15 protein-coding genes are annotated in these 13,671 nt (G+C 64.7%); 8 read left to right on the forward strand and 7 right to left on the reverse strand.

Translation table 11 applies throughout. The features are described 5' to 3' along the window. Positions 1 to 120: 120 nt before the first annotated feature. Positions 121 to 645: a hypothetical protein gene (locus tag N4264_RS21215; RefSeq protein ID WP_261694214.1), complete on the forward strand. Its 525-nt coding sequence runs from the start codon at positions 121 to 123 to the stop codon at positions 643 to 645. Between the two features lie 15 nt (positions 646 to 660). Here the strand turns inward: N4264_RS21215 and N4264_RS21220 are convergent, their stop codons facing one another. Beyond that, positions 661 to 2,148 carry a transglutaminase-like domain-containing protein gene (locus N4264_RS21220; protein WP_261694215.1) on the reverse strand — a complete coding sequence of 496 codons (1,488 nt, stop codon included), beginning with the start codon at positions 2,146 to 2,148 and terminating at the stop codon, positions 661 to 663. Positions 2,149 to 2,220: 72 nt separating this feature from the next. On the opposite strand from N4264_RS21220, the gene N4264_RS21225 reads away from it, so the two are divergent. Together N4264_RS21225 and N4264_RS21230 are read left to right on the forward strand one after the other, a co-directional pair. Beyond that, on the forward strand, positions 2,221 to 3,075 hold the full coding sequence (locus tag N4264_RS21225; RefSeq protein WP_261694216.1) for a helix-turn-helix transcriptional regulator: 855 nt from the start codon (positions 2,221 to 2,223) through the stop codon (positions 3,073 to 3,075). Between the two features lie 22 nt (positions 3,076 to 3,097). Next, on the forward strand, positions 3,098 to 3,460 hold the full coding sequence (locus tag N4264_RS21230; RefSeq protein ID WP_261694217.1) for a VOC family protein: 363 nt from the start codon (positions 3,098 to 3,100) through the stop codon (positions 3,458 to 3,460). Positions 3,461 to 3,499: 39 nt separating this feature from the next. Here N4264_RS21230 and N4264_RS21235 read toward each other — a convergent pair whose 3' ends face one another. Further along, positions 3,500 to 3,865: a DUF6164 family protein gene (locus tag N4264_RS21235; RefSeq protein ID WP_261694218.1), complete on the reverse strand. Its 366-nt coding sequence runs from the start codon at positions 3,863 to 3,865 to the stop codon at positions 3,500 to 3,502. Positions 3,866 to 3,968: 103 nt separating this feature from the next. Here N4264_RS21235 and N4264_RS21240 point away from each other — a divergent pair, with 103 nt between their 5' ends. Both N4264_RS21240 and N4264_RS21245 read left to right on the forward strand, forming a co-directional pair. After that, entirely contained in the window at positions 3,969 to 4,607 is a 639-nt protein-coding gene (locus N4264_RS21240) for a class I SAM-dependent methyltransferase (protein ID WP_261694219.1), read from the forward strand. Then, positions 4,604 to 5,071 carry an SRPBCC family protein gene (locus N4264_RS21245; protein WP_261694220.1) on the forward strand — a complete coding sequence of 156 codons (468 nt, stop codon included), beginning with the start codon at positions 4,604 to 4,606 and terminating at the stop codon, positions 5,069 to 5,071. Before N4264_RS21240 ends, N4264_RS21245 begins: the two co-directional genes overlap by 4 nt. A 16-nt stretch (positions 5,072 to 5,087) precedes the next feature. Here the strand turns inward: N4264_RS21245 and N4264_RS21250 are convergent, their stop codons facing one another. Then, the gene (locus N4264_RS21250; protein WP_261694221.1) at positions 5,088 to 6,293 is read right to left on the reverse strand and encodes a cytochrome P450; all 1,206 of its coding nucleotides are present in this window, start codon (positions 6,291 to 6,293) and stop codon (positions 5,088 to 5,090) included. Positions 6,294 to 6,479: 186 nt separating this feature from the next. Here N4264_RS21250 and N4264_RS21255 point away from each other — a divergent pair, with 186 nt between their 5' ends. The 3 genes from N4264_RS21255 (at position 6,480) to N4264_RS21265 (ending at position 9,069) form a co-directional block, all read left to right on the forward strand. Then, positions 6,480 to 6,710, forward strand: a complete 231-nt coding sequence (locus N4264_RS21255) for a hypothetical protein (RefSeq protein ID WP_261694222.1) — start codon at positions 6,480 to 6,482, stop codon at positions 6,708 to 6,710. A 280-nt stretch (positions 6,711 to 6,990) separates the two neighbouring features. Then, positions 6,991 to 8,463 carry a hypothetical protein gene (locus N4264_RS21260; RefSeq protein ID WP_261694223.1) on the forward strand — a complete coding sequence of 491 codons (1,473 nt, stop codon included), beginning with the start codon at positions 6,991 to 6,993 and terminating at the stop codon, positions 8,461 to 8,463. 156 nt (positions 8,464 to 8,619) lie between these two features. Next, positions 8,620 to 9,069, forward strand: a complete 450-nt coding sequence (locus tag N4264_RS21265) for a nuclear transport factor 2 family protein (protein WP_261694224.1) — start codon at positions 8,620 to 8,622, stop codon at positions 9,067 to 9,069. 20 nt (positions 9,070 to 9,089) lie between these two features. On the opposite strand, the gene N4264_RS21270 is transcribed toward N4264_RS21265, so the two are convergent. The 4 genes from N4264_RS21270 to N4264_RS21285 all read right to left on the reverse strand — a co-directional run bounded on the left by N4264_RS21270 (position 9,090) and on the right by N4264_RS21285 (position 13,489). Next, positions 9,090 to 10,007, reverse strand: coding sequence for a response regulator (locus tag N4264_RS21270; protein ID WP_261694225.1), 918 nt, complete (start codon positions 10,005 to 10,007; stop codon positions 9,090 to 9,092). A 68-nt stretch (positions 10,008 to 10,075) separates the two neighbouring features. Next, on the reverse strand, positions 10,076 to 11,614 hold the full coding sequence (locus N4264_RS21275) for a B12-binding domain-containing radical SAM protein (protein ID WP_261694226.1): 1,539 nt from the start codon (positions 11,612 to 11,614) through the stop codon (positions 10,076 to 10,078). Positions 11,615 to 11,715: 101 nt separating this feature from the next. After that, complete coding sequence (locus N4264_RS21280; RefSeq protein ID WP_261694227.1) at positions 11,716 to 12,849, reverse strand: inorganic phosphate transporter; 1,134 nt, start codon at positions 12,847 to 12,849, stop codon at positions 11,716 to 11,718. Between the two features lie 10 nt (positions 12,850 to 12,859). Further along, on the reverse strand, positions 12,860 to 13,489 hold the full coding sequence (locus N4264_RS21285; RefSeq protein ID WP_261694228.1) for a DUF47 domain-containing protein: 630 nt from the start codon (positions 13,487 to 13,489) through the stop codon (positions 12,860 to 12,862). Positions 13,490 to 13,671 lie beyond the last annotated feature (182 nt).

The raw sequence follows: 13,671 nt of genomic DNA on the forward strand, positions 1-13,671 counted from the left end.
CGGCGTTGCAATGGCTGCGCGTGCGGCGGCCGATGTTGCCGCCGCAGCGATTTCTGCGGAGCCTCACCCCGGAATCGTACATGCCGCGTTACAACGACTTCACAGCCCGTGGAGAGCGTCATGGTGAAGGTTCCGAAGATCGACAGTCCCTGCCCCGTCCAGTGGAAATCCATGCCCACCGGCGAGAAAAACTTCTGCACACTGTGCGAACGCAAGGTGCACAACCTCAGCGGCATGAGCTATTCGGAACGCAAGGCCTTTCTCGCGGCGTGCACCGGCAGTGTCTGCGTCGCCTACTCCGTGCCGCAACGCCGCCCGTCGACGCTGACCACGGCAGGACTGGGGCTCATGGCGGCATTGGCGCTCAGCCCGGTCCATGCCGATACGCAGGCCGAAGGCATGTCAGCCGGACCGCAGCAACAGCGGCTCGTTCCGGGTAAAGAGCCGCAGGTCCGCTGCGACGAGACCGAAAAACAGGCGCCCGAAACGGAAATGGAACTTGTCGTCATGGGCGGTATCCAGGCGCCGCAGTCCGTCGAGTGGATCGATGAGGACAGCGCCGCGGCCCTGCCCGTGGTGTCGACCGATGCCTTCCTGGACGCCGAATTCACGACGGAACCGAAGACGCCAGACGCCGAGCGCTGATCTGGCACACCTGCTTCACTCAGGGGGGCCGGTCGGCCCCTCTGGCTTTTCGGCTACGGCACCTGCTGCGACAAAGCGCAATCCACGGATCGCCTCCAGCACGCCGCTGTACGCCTGCGGCGAGCCGTCACCTATCTGCACCGCGATGTGGGACGCATCAAAATTGCCCAGCGCCGCATCGAAACTGGCCCAGCGCGTACCGGTCCAGGCCTGGACCCACATGTGTGGCACGAAGCTGTCGCGTTTACCCGCCAGCGAGCGGCTGTAGACCAGGCCGCTGACCACCCGCGTCGCGATGCCGTTCGCCCTGGCCAGCGCCGCCAGCAGGATCGCAAATTCCGTGCAGTCGCCGCTGCGCGATTCAAACGCTTCCAGCGCCGTGGCATAGCCGAGCAGGTCCGACGGGCCGGTCATGTGCGCCTGCACCTGCCTGACCAGCATGCGCATCTGCGCCTCGACGGAAATGTTCCGCGGCGCCGCCTTGGCCAGAGACTTTATCCGTGCGTCATCACTCTGCAGCCATTGGCTGGGTTTGCGCAGCGCCACCAGTTCGCCGGCCTGCGGCACTGGTTCCGTCCCGCAGTCGGCGCACACCGTGACGACCGAACGCCGGCCGCGCGCAACGACGGTCTGTTCCCGCGTCGAGGGCAGCACCAGCTCATCGTCCTTGCTTTCAATCACGTAGCGTATCGTCCCCTTCATCGCATCGTCGGACAGCCGGTAGGGAAAGGCCACCGACAGGGAATCCATCATCGCAAACGGGACCACATCGCCTTCGCATTCCTTCGAACACGGCCGCATCCGGAAGACGGTGCCCAGCAGGTTCAGGGACGACACCAGCCGGCGCTGCGAAGGCGACCAGTACATGCGTACGGTCGATCCCGGTCCGGTACTGCGCGTGATCTCCATCATGCCGTCCAGCACGAAGCCGTCGCTGCGCAGGTTCACGCGGCGCAACTGGCCGTCGCGGGGATCGACTTCGTCGTAGTCAAACGTCCAGCGCTGCTCCCGCGGCTGCGCGGCAATCCGACGCTCCAATGCGGCGGGAAACAGCAGTTCCGGCGGCAGAGGCAGGTTGTCACGCTGGGTCCGGGAGCCGCGACGGTGCTCCCACAGCAGGCGATTGCCCTTGACGGTCACGGTCGCATTCACCCCGGCCGTGCCGGCGCGCGATGCGTAGCGCAGACTGACGGGCAAACCCTGCGCTGTCTCGACCGATTGCTCCTCCAGGACCACTGACTGCTGCACAAGTCCTTCGACACGGACGTGAATGTTGCGGCGCATCTGGATGACGCCGTCGCGCTCCGAGCGCTCCACCGTCTCGGTGCCGTGGCGCGTTCCGGCATGCTCGATCGCCGACGAGGCGATCTCCGATCCGAACGCCGGGCATGACAACGCGAGCAACACCGGCGCGGTGGCCAGCAGCCAGAACGTTCCACCCGACCGTGTACCGCGCAACGCCATATCCAGCACCACCAGGAGAGGTGCCTGCCATATTCGCACGCCGCGCCGGCCCCGCCGCACCGGTCAGGATTGGCGCTCGCGCCGGCCGCGCCCGGCGCCTAGACTGCCGGCATGAGCGCGGACACCTTGTTCCAGAACCGGTCGATCCGGGTGATCGACTACCGCTGTGAGGCGGGCCCGGCAGACGCTTCTTTCGAGGAGTGCCACGGCACCCATTCCGTCTCCTACGTTCGCCGGGGAAGCTTTGGCTATCGCTGCGGAATGCACCAGCACGAACTGGTCGCCGGCGCCGTACTGGTCGGCCGCAGCGGCGATACGTACCGCTGTACCCACGACCACCACGAAGCCGGCGACGAATGCCTTTCCTTCCAGTTCCTCGACCCGTCGCTGGTCGATACGCTCGACGGCGACGGCAACGCCTGGCGCATCGGGGCGCTGCCGCCCGCCGCCCCCCTGATGGTGCTGGGCGAGATGGCGCAGGCCGCGGCGCAAGGCGCCAGTGACATCGGACTGGATGAGCTGGGACTGGCGATTGCAGGACGCTTCCTGCGCTTGGCCGGAGACCGTTCCGGCAGTGGCCCGGCCGTTCCCGCGCGTGACCGCCGCCGTGCCGTGGAGGTGGCGCTATGGATCGATGAGCAGTCCCACCTGCCACTGGACCTTGATCAATGCGCCGCCCAGGCCGGGCTGAGCGCCTTTCACTTTCTGCGCCTGTTCAACCGGGTCGTCGGCGTGACGCCGCACCAGTACCTGATCCGTTCGCGCCTGCGTCGCGCTGCCCGGCAGCTGGCCGCGGGTGACCAGCCAGTCACCGACATTGCGCTGGATATCGGGTTTTCCGACCTGTCGAACTTCGTGCGTACGTTCCATCGTGTCGCCGGCGTATCGCCCCGCGGCTTTCGCCAGGCGTCCCTGGGCGACCGCAAGATTTTCCAAGAACGCATCCGTACCGTCGGCGCACCATGAGCGCTCCAACCAGGAGCCCATCATGTTTGACCACATCGGATTGCGCATCACCGACCTGGACGCCAGCGTCCGCTTCTACACCGCCGTGCTGGCACCGCTCGGCTACACCCTTTGCAGCCGCGACGACCACGGCGCGGGATTCGGGCCCGCTGGCCAGCCCGCGCTGTGGCTGCACGCCGGCAAGTATCCAGCCCCGCGCGGCGTGCACCTGGCGTTCCGGGCACCGGACCGGTCGTCGGTAGAGGCGTTTCACACGGCAGGACTGGCCTCAGGCGCGGCGGACAATGGACCGGCCGGATTGCGCGCGGACTACAGCCCGACCTATTTCGCGGCATTCCTGATCGACCCCGACGGCAACAACGTCGAAGCCGTCTGCCTGACGTAGACCACTATCACAGGCGTAGCGGCCCGCCGCGCCGGCGGCTCACCGCCCAATCAGCAGCGATGGCAACAGCAACAGGCCGACCAGCAGCACGATCGCCACCAATGTGACGAGCACGCGAAGCGGATGGCGCCGCAGGAAGGTGAAAAAGCCGACCGCGGTGCCATCGCGCAGCGCCTGCGCGTAGTCGGCGCGCGCTGCCTCGCGACGTCGTGCCTGGTAACCGGCAAGTGCTTCACGTGCCCGCGTCTCGTCGGCATCGTCAGCCAGCCAGATACCGCCAGCCGAAATGCCGAACCGGCTCGGACGCGTCTCGTAGTACGCCACCGGCAGCGCGTCGAGCAATGCACGGACGTCGTCCGCCTCGTCGTCGGGAACATCACGCAGGGAAAGGAGCAATCGGGCCATCGGCGGATGATACGCAGCCTCGACGAGGCGGACCACTGGCTTCCCATGCACTCGACCGGTGCGCGCCCGCGGCCTATGCTGTGGCTTTCACCGTGATGCTGCCATGCCCCGCGCCGCTGATGAGTCGCCCTCCGGTCCTACGTTGGCCCACTACAACCAGAATGCCGACAGCTTTCGCGCCGGCACCATGGATCACGACGTCAGCCAGAACATCGACACGCTGCTTCGGCATCTGCGCGGCACGCCGCCCTTCCGGGTGCTCGATTTCGGCTGCGGACCGGGCCGCGACCTGAAAGCCTTCGTCGAACGCGGCCATGCGCCGGTCGGCCTGGACGGTGCTGAATCCTTTGTCCAGATGGCGCGTGACTACAGCGGCTGCGAGGTGTGGCAGCAGGACTTTCTCGACCTGCACCTGCCGGACCACCATTTCGACGGCATCTTCGCCAATGCCTCGCTTTTCCACGTTCCCGGCCGTGACCTGCCGCGCGTTCTGCGCCAGCTGCACCAGACACTCAAGCCCGACGGCGTGCTGTTCAGTTCCAATCCGCGCGGCGACAACCGCGAAGGGTGGAATGGCGCGCGCTATGGTGCGTACCACGATCTTGCGCAGTGGCGCACCTACCTCACGGCAGCGGGATTTTGTGAACTTGAGTACTATTACAGGCCCGCCGGGCTGCCGCTGGACCAACAGCCATGGCTGGCCAGCGCCTGGCGTCGTATTGAAAGGAACTCTGCCGCATGACCTGTGTCGACCTCGTCGCAACCCACGCCTTTCGCTGCGGACCGGACCCGATCTTCGCCCTCTCCGTCGATGCCGGGCGTTTCCCGCAATGCTTTGCCGGCTTCGGCCCCATCCCGGCCATCCGCGCCATTCAACTGCACGGGAGTCTCGCCGCCGGCACCACGCGCACGATCGACAACAGCGACGGCAGCAGCCTGACCGAGACCATCACGCAGGTCACACCACCCCACGAACACCACTACACACTGCAAGGCTTCCGGCCACCCTTTTCCTGGCTGGTCAGGAAGGCCCAGGCACAGTGGTGTATCGACGGATCAGCCGACCACTCGGCCGTCACCTGGCGCTATCGGTTCGAGCTGACCTCGCCACTGGCCTTTCCGATCGCCGCACCGCTGCTGCGTGTCTTCATGGCGGGCGCGATGCGCCGGTGCCTGCAACGCATGGCGCAGCTGCTACAGGCGTAGCAGCTGCCCTGCCCCGCTACTGCCACCGGGCCGTCAACGACTCCACGCCGCGCAGCGTGTTGCGCTGGTGCCAGCGCAGGTGCTCAAGACCCGTCAGACGCAGGCCCGGCAGGCGGCGCGCCAGCGTATCGAGCGCCACCTCCAGCTCCGCGGTGGCCAGGCGCGCCCCCAGGCAATGGTGGATACCGCCGCCGAAACTCAGCAGCCGGGCGTCCTTCTCGGCGCGTCCGGGCATCAACCGGGCCGGCTCGGAGAACCGCTCTGGATCGCGGTTGGCCGACCCCAGGCACAGGAAGATCATCTCCTCCGGCTGCAGGTGTACGCCGGCGATATCGATCTCCTCCAGCGCCGCCCGGCCGGTCATCTGTACCGACGGATCGTAGCGAAGACACTCGGCGACGGCGTCCGGGACGTGTTCCGGCGCGGCGACAATCCGGTCCCATTCGGCACGGTCCTGGTGCAGGGCGATCAACGCGTTGCCGATCATGTTCGAGGTGGTTTCGTGACCCGCCACGAACATCAGCACGATATTGGCTGCAATCTCCTCATCGCTGAGACGGTCATCGCCATCGGCGGTAGTCAGCAGCATGGAGATCAGATCGTTCCCCGGACATCGGCGGCGCTCCCGCATGATGTCCTGGAAATAGGCCTCCAGTTCCAGTGCCGCCTGGTTGGCTTGGTCGATCTGGTCGTCGCTCATCGGCGCCACTTCCAGCGCGTGCACGATGGCCCCGACAGACCGCGTGAACATCGACTCGTCCGCCAGGCTCACGTCCAGCAACGTACAAATGACCTTGATCGGCAGGGGCGTGGCGAAGTCTGCCATCAGGTCGGCGCTGCCGGTGTGCACGAATCCGTCGATCAAGTGGTCGGCGATGACCTGCGCCATGTGGCGGAACGACTCGGTCTGGCGCGCATTGAACACCTGCATCAGCAGGCGGCGCAGCCGGGTGTGATCCGGCGGGTTCATCAGCAGCATCATCTGCTCGAAGCTGCGGAACACATGAGCCTTTGCGCGTTCCTCGCCGTAGCGCGCCCGCACATTGCGCATGTAGGCACGCCCCATGCGACGATCGCGCAGCAGACTGTCGACGACCGAATAGCGTCCTGTCACCCATATGCCCGAACCCAGCTCGACCAGAGGGCCCGCCGCACGCAGCGCCTCGTAGAAAGGATAGGGGTTCTCGTAGAAAGCCGGACTGGCCAGATCTTTCAGTTGCATGCCGCCTCCTGTCAGCCACACAGTGGATTCCTGCACTTTTGGAATGTCCGAGCACACTTTCAGACGTTCCTGGCGCCACTCGCCTGTTGAACGACGCTTCCCGTATGTATCACAGCCTCCGCGCGACGCGACGGGCGAATTCGGCCCTGGACGGTGTGAGTTCCGCCAGCCCGTCGGGAAGGCCGGGTGAATTTCGACCCGATCAATGGTGTGCTCGGGAAATCTTGTCGGCACGTGCCACGACAGGTGAATGCTGCAGTGCCGCACGTCGACGAAACAGGCGAAGTCCGCCAGACGGATCAGCTACCTGCGCCGCGGATCGAAACTAACGCTCGCGTGTTCGTGCAGGACGCGCCGCTTCGCCAGCCGACAACCGGCACGGAAGCGGGAACGAACGGCGTGGAAGAAAATATATAGTTCTCGCTGTTTAACCGCAGCAGTGAATTACACAAAGCAAACAGACGCGCTGTTCGCTTTTGTTCCAGGCCGACGTTTTCCAGGTCGGAGAAGGTCTGGAAAGGGATTGGTCCTCTACTTCGTCTGGCGCAGGCAGGGCCTGCGCACCTTCTCGCCCGGCGGGCCAGTCATCGGTGGCTCGCCGGGCATGCCGCCGGCACCGGCGGCGGTGCAGTGGCACGGCGGGGGCCGTGCAGGCAGTCGTTCGACGAACTCTACACGTCCATAACGGAGATTCTCCATGAAACCCCTGGTTTTCGGCAGACTCATGCCTTGGTCCAGCCTCGCTCTGGCAGCACCCTTCGCCGCGATGTTCGCACCAATCGCAGTCGCGCAGAATTACGAAACGCACTACGGTGAGGTTCCCACCTACGATAGCGGACAGGACGTCAAAGCCGTCAATTTCTGCCCCAACAGCGGCAACATTGTTGTCGGAACGCGCCGGGCCGCCAACGCGACGGAAGTGCTGGCCACCCGCACGAACAACACCGGCATTGCCATGTGGCAGCGCGCCTATCGGATCGGTGGCAGTGTCAATTCCAGCGCCAATGCAGTGGTCGAATTGCGCGACGGCAGCGGTTTCGTACTCACCGGTTCGGTCAGCATGAACGAAACCATGATGTATGCCATGCGTATCCGTTGCGACGGCAGCGTGATGTGGACGCGGTTGCTCGGCAATCAGGCCGTCGGGAACCGCGCCGTCGGCTATGACGTGATCGAAACGGCGAATCCGACGGCGCCCGCGGCACTGGGCGAACTGGTGGTCGTCGGCGATGAAGCGATCGCGGCATCCGCCGGCGTGACGCATGGCCGTATCGTGCGCCTGAACGCGGGCGGCGGCATGATATGGAATTTCGCCTACACGCTTCCCACGCAGAATCCAGGGCTGCGCTTCCGCGCGGTGACCGAAAACAAGTCTGCCGTGTCTGCCCTCCCGGACATCATCGTCGCCGGCTCGTCGGCCGGCTCTGCCAATTGGGCATCCGATCGTCGCGGCCTGATGTTCCGCGTGCGCTCCACCGGCGCCCCCCTGTGCAACAGCGTCATGGGTAATTTCGATACCAACAACGAGGACTACTTCGGTATCACCGCGCTGCGCGTCGGTAACTTCGCCAATGAAAGCGTACTGGTCGGCTCCAGCGCGCCGAACACCGGCGGCAACGCGACGAACATCTACCTGACCCGGTTCCAGTCCGGTGGTTGCGCGCCGATCGTGCAGTCGATCTGGCGCGATCCACAAGACGGCTCCTCCGCGGCCGACGTCGTCGAATCGCTCGTGACCACGGGCCTGCCGGGCTCGATTCTCGCCACCGGCACGATTCGCGGAACAGTGACCGCGGGCGACGGCTTCCTGCTATCGGCCGCACCGGCCAACCTGGGACCAAACGCGCAACCGTTCCGTTTCAGCACCCAAAGCGCCAAGGCGGAAAATCTCAGCGCCATCGACCTGAAGGGCAACCGCTACGTACTGGCCGGCACCACGTTCACCGACTGGCAGGCCGTGAGCGACCCGCAGGACTTCTACCTGGTGCAGACCGACCCCAATCGTCGCACCCAGTGCGCGGTACCGTGGCAGTTTGCCTGGTGGCCGATCAGCCTGCCGCGGGAACAGTTCACGCCGCCGGTCAAGGTCGTGCAGGCCGCCAGCTACGTCGGAACGCCGATCATCCAGACCACTGGCGAAGGGTACTGCTGCCAGCTCAACCCGCTTTGACCGCCGCGTGATGTGAGAACCTTCGCCCCGGCGTACCGGAGACTCCATCCGGCGCGCCGGGGCGAACTTGCGCCGGGTACCACAGTCGCACGCGCGCCGCTTCGGGATGGATGCGTCCGGATGGCAGCGGCGAATCACTCACTCAAGGGGGTTTTCATGTTCAAGCGCGCGTTCTTCACCCTGCTTACCGTCATACCGTCTGCGGCGAGCCTTGCCGCCACGGTCACGCTGACGGAAGCCGACCAGGCGGCAGTGCGCAAGGCTGCCACGGATTATGCGCAGGGCTGGTACACCGGCGACCGCGACCGCATGGCGTCATCACTGCACGACTCGCTGGCCAAGCGCGCCTACCTGCCGGACAAGACGGGCAAGCGCTCCTTGAACCAGATGGACAAAGCGACGCTGCTGGCGGGAAATCGTCCGGAAAACGCGGCGAAATACGCGAACGCGCCCAAGCGGACCGACATCGAGATTCTCGACGGCTTCGGTAACGCCGCCACCGTGAGACTGCAGATGGACGGCTGGGTCGACTACATGCACGTGGTTCGCTCGGAAACGGGCGAGTGGCGCATCATCAACGTCCTGTGGGAACTCACGCCGAAGTAGCCCGGCGTGCAACGGCAGGATTATCGATGCAGACGCTGCCCGAGACTGCGCACACGCGCCAGGAACGGCTCGGGCACCGTTTCCATGCCATGCATCTCTTCCACGCTGTACTGGCAGCTCAGGCGTGGCTGCGCGTCCAGTTCGCGCGCACGCGTCATTGCTGCCGCGATGGCGGGCTGCAACAGCACCGGGTCGACAGGCTTGCGCAGAACACGAAAAACCTGCGCTTCGTTGATCAGCTCGATGAGCTGACCTGAATCCTGGAACGAGGTCAGCACCACGGTCAGCAGAGTCGGCTCGTGACGCTTGAGCACCTTGAGCGCGCCGGAAATATCGGTGCCATTCAGACGCACATCCGACAGCACGACGCCGATGCGACCGTCCTGCATCACGTCGAGCACGCTGTCGAGGGTGTTGGACCAATGAACGGTACGGCTGTCACCCAGCACGGACACCACCAGGTGATACATCTCTTCGCTGTCGTCGATGACCAGGACATCCGTGCCGGCGGCAGATGATTCCGCCATCGGAATCTGCGCCAGGCCCGACTGCAGCTCGAACAGCTCGCGCGCAATCGTCACGGCGTCAGTGACCTTGCGCCGCAACTCCTCCGAATCCCACGGCTTGCGCACGAACCGGAAGATTTCCCCATCGTTGATGGAACCCATCACGGCGGCGAGGTCGGCGTAGCCGGTGAGCAGCATGCGGATCGTGGCCGGTGAAATGGCACGCACCTGGCGCAACAGGTCCACCCCTTCCATATCCGGCATGCGCTGGTCGCTGACGATGACATGCACGCGTTCGCGCCGGACCAGATCGAGCACGACCTGCGGATCGGTCGTGGCGACGACGTCGAAATCGCCACGGAACAGCCGCGCCAGCGACCGCACCATGCGTTCGTCGTCATCGATGAAAATGATCTTTGCCCGATCAGACATGCGGAAACTCCAGGGAAGGAAGGGCCGTGCCGCACCCCATGGCCGCTATCGTACGACCGTACCGGTTGCTAGTCATGGCCTTGCAGGTGGCGGCGCTGACGCTGCGGTGTCGCGCCGGCCGGGCGGGAGGGCAGTGGCCGGACCGGCGTCGTGACGGCGGTTTCAAATGGCAGGCGCGAACGACCACCGCAGGCGCGGTAGTCCGCTACCACGGCGGTTTCCGCAACGGAAGCGGAATGCATTCGCTGCGTGGTCAGGTAATCGAACAGCAATTGCACCAGCCGCTCGTGCGCCAGGGCGTGGCTCTGGCCGGTGCGATCATGCAACCAGTCTGACAAGGCCAGGAACTGCGCGAACGGTGCATCACCCAGCAGCAGCGCCAGCGTGCGTGGAAAACGCCCGGAATTGGCGATGATGTCCCAGTAGCGCGAAAAACGGACCAGGCGCTGCATGGTCGAGAAATCGATGACGTTGGTCGACAGGATGTTGTAGGGCGGCTGCGGATTGAAGCGCAGGTCGAACGCTTCGGTGTGTCGGGCAATCGGTGCGCCGCGCAGACGCTTGAGGATACCGAACTGGATTTCGTGCGGCGCCAGCGCCACAAGGCGGTCAAAACCGGCGCCAAACTGCTCGACCGATTCGCCGGGAAGTCCGGCGATCAGGTCCACATGCAGGTGCGCCGCGGAATGCTGGCGCAGCCAGGTCAGGTTGGTTGCCGCACGTTCGTTGTCCTGGCGACGCGAGATGCGCGTCTGCACCTGCGGATCAAAGGTCTGGATGCCGATCTCAAATTGCAACGTGCCCGGCGGAAACTTCGCGATCGTCGCTTTCAATCGTTCCGGCAAATGATCCGGTACCAGCTCGAAATGCACGAACGGTGGATCGTCCGGCGCCGCAGCGATGCGCTCGAGGAAGAAGTCGAGGATCGCCAGGGACGTATCCACCTTCAAGTTGAAGGTGCGATCCACAAACTTGAATTGCCGCGCGCCGCGCGCATAGAGCGCCGCCAGCTCTGCGAGGAAGGACTGGAGCGGAAACGGCCAGGCGGTCTTGTCCAGGGCGGAAAGGCAGAACTCGCATTTGAACGGACAACCGCGCGACGCCTCGACATACAGGTAGCGATGCCGCACGTCCTCGTCGGTGTATTCCGCGTAGGGCATCGTGAGCGCCGACAACGGCGGCTGCTCGCCGGTAATCACGCGTGCTTCGGGCGGCTCACCCTGCAACAGCTGCCGCACCAGCCGGGCGAAACTCACCTCGCCCCAGCCGGTGACAACATAATCAGCCAGCGCGCAGACGGGCTGGCGATCGACTTCGTAACTGACCTCCGGACCGCCGAGCACGATCCGGATAGACGGTGCCAGGGTCTTGAGCTGGGCCACCAGCCGCGTGGTTTCCTCCACGTTCCAGATATACACGCCGATGCCGATGACGTGGGGCGTCTCCGCCAGCAGGCGCTCGGCAATGTCTTCGGTTTTCTGACCGATGACGAATTCCCGGATGACGCTCGCATCGCGGAATTCGCCGAGGTTCGCGCGCAGGTAACGCAGCCCCAGGCAGGCATGCGAATAGCGGGCGTTGAGCGTGGTAAGGACGATGTCAACCATCGCGACATTATGCGGCAGGCATGCATCGCCGCGGCGCACCGCGCTGGATCAGGCGGATGCGAAAGACGCCCGGCCGCCGGCGCGGCCGGGCGACCGGGATGTCACACCGGCAGGCCGGCAATACGCGCCAGGCGAACCAGGCCGTAGCCCAGGAGCGCCGCGATTGGAATGGTGAGGATCCACGCCCATACCATGCGCTCGACCACCGTCCACTTGATCGCGTTGAGACGCTTGGCCGAACCCACGCCCATGATGGCCGCGGAGATGTTGTGCGTGGTCGAGACCGGGATACCCAGCGAGGATGCACTGAGAATCATCGTCGCCGACGCCGTTTCCGCGGCAAATCCATGGACCGGATGCAGCTTCACCATCTTGTGGCCCAGCGTCTTGATGATTCGCCAGCCGCCGGCCGCCGTGCCGGCTGCCATCACGATGGCGCAGGTCACCTTGATCCACAACGGAATTTCCAGCTTCTTCGGGTCGCCATCGATTTTCAGGAAGGACAGCCACGCGGGCAGGTTGTCCAGCTGTCCCGCCGCGCCGGCCGACACCAGGGCCAGGGCGATGATGCCCATGGTCTTCTGCGCATCATTGGAGCCGTGCGCCCAGCCCATCGCGCCGGCGGAAACGATCTGCAGCTTGGCGAAGAACGCGTTGGCAAATCGCGGCCGGCCGATCTTCTGCAGGAAGCCCTTGCGGTCGGCCAGGAAATTGAACAGGGCGAACAGCAGCCCCATGATCACGATACCCAGGATGAACCCCGCCAGCGGCGAAACGATCATGGGGATGATCACCTTGGGCACCAGGCCCTTGCCCTGCCACCAGTGGTCGCCACCGGGCACGTTCCAGATGATCGCGTTCCACTTGTCGCCCGCGGCCGCGAGCGCGGCGCCGCACAGGCCACCGACCAGCGCATGCGACGACGAAGACGGCAGGCCCCACCACCAGGTGATGAGGTTCCAGATCACGCCGCCTGACAGCGCACAGATCAGCACCAGCGCCGTGATGTTCACCACGCCCGTGTCGACCAGTCCGGAGGCGATGGTCTTGGCCACCGCAGTGCCCATGAGCGCACCAATGAGGTTCATGCCGGCCGCAAGGAACACGGCCTGGCCGGGGCTCAGCACCTTGGTCGCGACCACGGTTGCAATCGAGTTGGCCGTGTCGTGGAAGCCGTTGATGTACTCGAAGACGAGCGCCACCACGACGACGGTGATTACCAGGGTCAGATCCACGGTTCGACCCTCAGGAGTTCTTCAGCACGATCGCGTACACCACATTGCCGGCGTCGCGGCAGCGATCGATGGCCTTTTCCAGAATCTCGAAGAGGTCCTTGCGCAGCAGGAAGCGCACCGGATCGGTCTCGTTGCGGTACAGGTCGCGGTAGAGCTCCAGGATCAGGCGATCGGCCTCGCTTTCGATGTGCTGCAGGCGGTCATTGAGCTCCTTCATCGAATCAAGCTTCATCGCGCGCAGCTGGCTGACCATCTGTTCCAGCACCTCGCAGGCCTTTTCCAGCATGCCGGCGCGGGAGACGAAATCGACGTCACCCAGCCGGTCGCCGATCAGGCAGTAACGCTCGGCAAACTTCTCGATGACCTTGGGGATCTTGTACAGGGCGCTGGCCAGGGCTTCGATGTCCTCGCGTTCCAGCGCCGTCACGAAGGTGTTGACCAGCGACTGGCTGATTTCAGCGGAGATTTCCTTTTCGCGCTGGCGCGCCAGGCGGAATTCCTCCAGCGACTTTCCCGTTCCGCCGCCGTTGCCCAGGAACTCGCGCAGGGCGATCGCGCTCTTGCGCGCGGCATTGGCGCTGGATTCGAGCAGGCCGTAGAACTTGTCGCCCTTGCCGAAGATGGTCTGTAGAGAAAACATGGTCGTGGGTGTCCCGAATTGGAAAACGGTGGTTGGCGCACTGCCGCCCTGCAGGCGCCGGCGACGCATGTGTCTGCCGAAAATCCTGCAATTTCAACAACCTGGAGCGTGAGCCACGGACGTCGTGTATCGGCAGTGCCAGGCTGGCGGCGCCGAAAATATGTCCGTTGTATGACATTCAT

It is taken from the genome of Tahibacter amnicola (genome assembly GCF_025398735.1).
Lineage (GTDB): Bacteria > Pseudomonadota > Gammaproteobacteria > Xanthomonadales > Rhodanobacteraceae > Tahibacter > Tahibacter amnicola.